The organism is Lacticaseibacillus baoqingensis, assembly GCF_003946165.1.
In the GTDB taxonomy this organism is placed as follows: domain Bacteria; phylum Bacillota; class Bacilli; order Lactobacillales; family Lactobacillaceae; genus Lacticaseibacillus; species Lacticaseibacillus baoqingensis.
This window is the reverse complement of sequence record NZ_RHOI01000056.1, coordinates 1-6808: the sequence shown is the minus strand read 5'-3', so window position 1 is coordinate 6808 and position 6808 is coordinate 1. Positions and strand designations below refer to the sequence as shown.

The window sequence follows — 6808 nt, the reverse complement described above, 5'->3', positions numbered from 1 at the left end:
CATCAATTTCAACGTCACGAGATAATGGATAAGATTTCAAACGCTTCGTCACAGTTCCAAGCTTACGCTGTTCCCAATCGTCAGTGAATCCCTTAAAGCGTATGGCTGGAATGGGCTTCTGGTTTCCTTGATCTTTACTCATAATCCAGAACCCCCTTCAAGTCATCAAGAATCTTCTGATCAGCCGGATCGGTCACTACCAAATCTGCCATCATTTTCTTCAATTCGGCGTTAAGCTTGGTTTCTTCTTCTGAAATAGATTTCATGTCCGCAAGCAACGCCGCGGTATCAACGGGTGCTTCTTCTTCAAAAGTATCTACATACCGTGGAATGTTTAAGTTGTAGTCATTTTCTTTAATTTCAACTAATGTGGCGAGGTGGGCATATTTATCAACGTCCTGACGTGTCAGATAGGTTTCAACGATCTTGTTAATGTCCTCTTCACGCAAACGATTACTGTTTTTCTGCTTTTCAAAACCCTTGGATGCATCAATAATCATCACATCATCGGATGAACGATTCTTTTCTAACACCATGATGATTGTCGGAATACTGGTATTGGTGAAAATTTTCTCTGGCAACCCAATAATCCCGGCAATGTTGTGATTATCTAACAGTGCTTGACGAATTCTTCCTTCCGCGGCACCGCGGAACAAAACGCCGTGGGGCAACACAATCGCCATGCGACCATCAGACTTGAGGTGATAAAGGCCATGTAACAAGAAGGCGTAATCTGCCTTAGTCTTCGGCGCCACGCCAAATTTAAACCGAGGGTCATCTTCTCGGCTCTGATTATCCCAGTGTTGCGAATATGGGGGATTGGCCATCACGGCATCAAACATCCGCGGGTTATCCACACCTTCAATAACGCCGTCCGGCCAGTCGTTGTTCAACGTATCCGCATTGCGCAAATTGATGTCATTATATTCAACGCCATGCATCATCAGATTCATGCGAGCAAGGTTGAATGTCGTCGTAATCAGCTCTTGTCCGTAATACTTGATTGCACCACGCACCCCCGCACTATGCATATATGATGCAGTCGTCAGAAGCAACGAGCCAGATCCCAGTGCCGGATCATAGAGACTGTACTCCTCCATATCCTCCCGCCCAGCGGTTAGAATACGCGCCATGATGTCGGAAACTTGGTGTGGCGTATAGAACTCCCCAGCCTTAGCGCCGGAATTCGCAGCAAACATCCCAATCAAATACTCATAGAGATCGCCGAGCACATCTGCGTTGTCATCCAGCTCAATTTTATCCATTAAGTCGATCCAACTCATCATCGTGGCAGTCCGCGTCTGAGTGTTCGCGCCTAGCCGCGATGATGTCAGGTCCATATCGGCAAAAATCCCGGCGAAATCATTCTTGGCTTCCTGACTTACCCCTTGGTCAAAATGAAGTAAGGAATCCGAAACCATGGTGATGTTGAACTTGTCCTCATTAATGGCCTTGTTCCAATCATCGAACATGTCGCCAGGCTGAATCACATATCCTAGCTTGCTTTGCATGAACTTCGCTGCCTTGCTAGCATCTTGTGCCCATACATTCGCCCAAGTGTCGCCCCGAAGCACACTGTCGAGCCACTTCTCTGCTTTTTCAGATAAGAACTTGTAGAACATCACACCGAAAACATAGTTCTGATACTGTGACGGCTCGATCTTGCCGCGCGTATCATTCAATGTCTTCCAGATTAGTGCTTCTTTCTCGTGCGTCAATGCCATTATGTTTCCCCCTATTTGTCTGCTCAAGAATGTTTACTGAGCATCTGTGCTTCCTTGATTATACAGAGAAATCGGTGGGAGTTCAGGATAAGTTTCTATCATAGAATGGCGTTGTGTAAAATATGAGCCATAATTGCCCGAACAGGTCTATAGACATCCGGCATTGAACCGACATCTGCTGCATGTTCGCTGGTGATGGGTTTTATCCTGCAATACGCACGAGATTTTATTACTCCTCGATCTTCAACTACAAGTGAAGCAGCAACTAATCCTCGCAAGTAAGGCTGCCGCATCTGAAATTAGTAGCCGCTTTTTCACGAAAGTGGCTTGACATTGAAATAAATTCTGCGTCACCAGCAACAGAATCCAATCCCTGCTTAATTAGCGGATAGCCTCTATATTAATTTTGGGGTAGCCAATCCAAAATCAATAATATAAGCTCTAAAGAAATGTGAAAAGCTCTATCAAGTAATAATATTTGTATTGCATACAATTATCTGGTGGTCGCCTTCACCTATTGGCGCTAAGTTGTTTGATCGCGCAAAAGCGGCCGCATCGGCTTCCAAACCTTGCAATAAATGGATCCTAAGCAAGCCAGCTGGTTGTTGTTCAGGATGACACCAAATTTCACCAGAAGCATCCAGCACTTGAATCGCCCGCCGGTAAAAGAATTGGCCAGCAGCGGTCAGTGACAGCGACGTTGACGTGCGGTTGATCAGCTGCACCCCCAAATTATCTTCTAAAAGCTTAATGGCCGTGGATACCGCTGTTTCTGAGACATAGTTGCGTTTAGCCGCGAGCTGAGGCGTGGGTTTGCACCACATCGACAAAGTATTTCATAGGCTTTAAGTTGTAATTCATGTGGGCCTCCATAAGTGTGAGGAAAGCTAACTTAATTATATAACTTGTGGAAGTTGAGGCAGTGATAGGAGATATCGATCTTGCGACTCGTCAGACATATTATATAATTATGCAGAGCTGTATATACGAGTTGCATGAATGAACACAAAATCAAATCACAAATGGGCGCATCACCATCGGGACTCTGTTGATGCCCTTAGGTGGGATGATCATAGCCAAACTGTAAAGCACTAAATTCCTGTCAAGTTCAGCCTTCAAATTGGCCTGAAGTTGACGGGAATTTTTTGATGTGACGAAAACCAATCAAAGAGGAGACGACAATCGCCGTCTCCCAAGTAATCTATTCAAATAGGGCAATCAAATTGTTAGACACTATTAACTACGAATTTCAGCTTCATCTGATGCACGTCTAAATCTAATATCTGTATCAACTGCCTTGAAGTGCTTTTCACCTGCAAGAATTTTTGCGCGTTCATGCGGACGTAATTGTTCAAAGCTAACATCACCTTTGGTTTCAACGATAAAGTATAGGTGCTGTTCGTCATCTTTCTCATACAGAATTGCCCAGTCCGGGTTATAAGGACCAAGTGGTGTGCGAATCTTAAACCAATCCGGAAGCTTAATATAAAATTTGACGTTTTCGTCTTTTTCAGCTTTACGAGCAAATTCCTTTTCAATGGTTGAATCAGTCACTACGTAATTGTATACGGTTTTATGTTTTGTTTCATCGGCTTTAACGGCGTTTCCTTTTTCACCAAGATACGCGTTTAAGGTTTCCGTAGTGAATAACTTTTGCTCGTACTCATCATTGGTACGTGTGTATTCAATACCATCCACGATAAGCTGATTCTTGATGGCATTAATAATTTTGGCTGCCTGATTCATGTACGACAACGGATTATTCTTGAAGCTATCTAAATTATTCACGGATTGTAGAATCGCAACAATCGTCTTACGAGTTAGGCTTGTTTCATTCTGTAAGAATGTAATGATATCCGGTAACTTATAAGCTCCACGAGTCGCTACTCGTACGCTACTTTCAGTAGATTCATCAGCCTCAATACCGGCTTGGCTCATCTCGACGATGCCTTTTTTGTAAAGGTAGGTGCCTTTATGCGTTTGAATCGAGTCAATCCCATCAAACGATTCATTTCCTCTAGCAGCATATCGAATCAGCTTATCAGAATCAAAGTTAATCTTATACGTGGTCTTATATTTAATCTTGTTCCAGAGTTCAAGAAAATCATCAGCTAAGGCTTCTTTAACCACTTTAACTTCAACCTTGTCCTTTGCATCCTTTATTTCAAGACTCTTCACCTTAGACTGTGCCACTTCCAGTATCTGAGGCACAACTCCCACGAATTCTTTCGGTACTTCGATTTCTTTGTCGGTAATTGCTTGCTTCAGCTTATCCGTTGCACGGCCGGCGTTATTGATGAAGCCTTCATTCTTGAAATAGTTAAAAAGGACAGTCGATTTCTCTTTACCGAGAATCGTCAGTTCATCGGTTATTTCGTCACGCTCCACAATGATAGTTGCAAAACTATTTTTTTCAAACACGCCAAAGGTGACACCATCTTCTTCGTATTCTTTTTGTAGGCCCTCGGCGAAATCCTTGTAGCTTTCGTTAGCCATGACAGTCAATGTATTAACGGAAAATCCGGGTACACGTACGCCGTCTTCATTAACGGCAATACGTAAGCCACGTCCAATTTTTTGACGCTTGGTAATGGTGTCCTTGGTCTCAATCAAGGTAGCAATCTGGAAGACGTTAGGGTTATCCCAGCCTTCCTTCAATGCAGAATGCGAGAAAATAAAGCGGATCTTATTGGCTTTTGCAGTATGATGTTTTGTTTCATCATAGAAAGTCAAAAGACCTTCTTTGTTCTCCATGATCATTTCATAAGTCGTTTCATCAGCCACGGTATCGCCTTTGGTGTCCTTCAATTTTCCTTTACCATCCGCAGAGAAATAACCATCGTGCACTTCGGAAACTGGAACATCCACATCATTTAATTCTCGATACTTAGATAAGTTTATCAGCCGGTTATACTCTTCCTCGAAAATCTTAGCGTAACGCCCCAACTTATGATTACCTTCATCATCATAAATACGGTAATTTTCAACCTTATCCAAGAAGAACAGACTTAAAACCTTAATATGCTGTCCCGCTTGCTTGAACTGCAGTTCTTTGTTCAAGTGTTCTTCGATGGTTTTTGAGATCTGCGCCCTCTTTGTTGCTTCATCTTCAAGAGTAGCCGACTCCAGTGTTATCTTCTCAGGCTTACCAGAAAATGTGACTGATTCAAAGCCTGGAGTTGCATTGATGTCCTGAATAAAACCAACTTCATCATAGACCTGTAGTTTTGTTTTCGTAAACATGTCATCACCAGCTTTAAAGTTTAAGATGACTTTGTCTGCATCATTGCGGGTCTTTTTATAAACTTCAATTTTAGCAGAGATACCCTTTTTGCCAGTCTTTACATCAATCAGCCTTAGATGAGCACGATTGCCATCTTCATCAATTTCAATTCCCGCCACTTCAATCTGCTTAACCAGTTGGTTGTCATAAGCATCGACTGCACTTAATTGGTAAATCTTAGGGTAGGTACTGTCACGATGAGTTGCTGAATAACGAAATCCAGCAGAAGGATTCAAGCTCTTCAATGCATCTTTAGCCAAGTCCGTATTATCAACGGACTGCGGTTCATCAATAATGACAATTGGACGAGTTTCGGCAATCAGGTCAATAGGACGTGCACCAGAAAGTTGATCGCTCTCACGGTTCATGACGTTTGTTTCCTTGTTAAAAGACTGAATGGTTGTAACCATAATATCGATTGTACTTGACGCTGCAAATGAACGGACACGGTCAAGTTTGCTGCTGTCAAACATGAACATATCATAAATCACACCGCTATACTGCTTTTTAAAGTAGCTCCTTGTAATTTTAAAAGTCTTGAGCACACCTTCTTTGATCGCAACACTTGGTACAACAATAACAAATTTTGTAAACCCGTACTTCTTGTGTAATTCGAGAATAGTTTTCAAATAAACAAAAGTCTTACCCGTACCGGTTTCCATTTCAATATTAAACTGGGGAAAGGCCGCGTTGTTCCCAAACAAACTGTCACTGGGTACGATACCATTCAAAATTTGTGCCTTAGCAACATTTTTCAACATCTGCTCTTCGTTAATAATTATACGGTTGCCAATTCCGATGCCATCACTTGCAAATAAACTACCTTGAGGAGCATCATCAGTGATTGTGAAATTGGATTCTTTAATCCTTTGACCATCGAATACCTGTATTACGCTATTAACAGCATCGGTTTGATAATCAAGGGTTTCAAATCTAATCTTCAAAGACATTTCCTCCTTTCATTAAATGGTTAAAATATCGTCATACTGCACACCGCTTGCATTTAACTGTTCTATGGTATTTAATTTTTCTCCATCATTAACAAAGCCAGTATCTTGAAATACAACTGACACATTTTCTAGATCATCAGCTTTGATGAATTCTATAATTTTATTGGCAACGTCATTTGTGATTCGTTGACCCAGAACAATAAACAATGACCCAAATGCAACTTTATAGATATTCGACCCACCTAGAACGATTTTCTCTATGGGCAAGGTCAACTCTAGGCCTTGTTTCAACATGATTTCATAAACCAAATCGTCTTCAGTCGAACCTGGTTCAAAATTTTCTTGCATCGAGCCAAGCATTGTCACCAAATCTTGCGAACCAGAGTTCCATTTTTTTAGGTTTGACTTTTGTAGCTCAAAAACCTTAAAGCCCACATCCGTAGAATCCAAATGTTTCAAATTACTTGCACGAAGAATTCTTTCAAGCGATAAATAAGTTAAAATATGTGGCTTTTTTAGTTTGTCAAGCTGATCAATTGCGTTTTCAATAGTTGTTTTAGAATCTCCCGAACTAGAAGATAGTGCTAAATCAAGATTTTCCGGCAGCTGAACCAAAATATACTTTGCGTCAACTTTTATTTCATCATTCAACTGCATAATTGCTTGCGCCGTGGTACCGGATCCAGAAAAGAAATCTAATAAGATATCGTCTTCTTCAAGAACTAAACTAGCTAGATATTTGATTAACCCACTTGGCTTAGGATATGAAAAAATGGCTCTGTGTCAAATGGTGTTGATTAATAGTTTTTATCTTTTGAAAGGTCCACTCTTCGGAGTGGATTTTTTGTTAT

General features: G+C 41.4%; 4 protein-coding genes. All 4 read right to left on the bottom strand.

The window, feature by feature from the left end; translation table 11 throughout:
• Positions 1-134: 134 nt before the first annotated feature.
• Positions 135-1724 (bottom strand): type I restriction-modification system subunit M, encoded by a 1590-nt coding sequence (locus EKM91_RS13415; protein WP_125754401.1) that lies wholly within the window; start codon positions 1722-1724, stop codon positions 135-137.
• 464 nt (positions 1725-2188) lie between these two features.
• Positions 2189-2548, bottom strand: coding sequence for a LysR family transcriptional regulator (locus EKM91_RS13410; protein ID WP_125754400.1), 360 nt, complete (start codon positions 2546-2548; stop codon positions 2189-2191).
• A 412-nt stretch (positions 2549-2960) separates the two neighbouring features.
• Positions 2961-5951: a restriction endonuclease gene (locus tag EKM91_RS13405; RefSeq protein ID WP_125754399.1), complete on the bottom strand. Its 2991-nt coding sequence runs from the start codon at positions 5949-5951 to the stop codon at positions 2961-2963.
• Between the two features lie 18 nt (positions 5952-5969).
• Positions 5970-6731: a DNA methyltransferase gene (locus tag EKM91_RS13400; RefSeq protein WP_125754398.1), complete on the bottom strand. Its 762-nt coding sequence runs from the start codon at positions 6729-6731 to the stop codon at positions 5970-5972.
• Positions 6732-6808: the final 77 nt, after the last annotated feature.

Coding starts and splice junctions, on each gene's coding strand:
- EKM91_RS13410 (WP_125754400.1), bottom strand. CDS start 2,548: ATGTGGTGCAAACCCACGCCTCAGCTCGCGGCTAAACGCAACTATGTC.
- EKM91_RS13415 (WP_125754401.1), bottom strand. CDS start 1,724: ATGGCATTGACGCACGAGAAAGAAGCACTAATCTGGAAGACATTGAAT.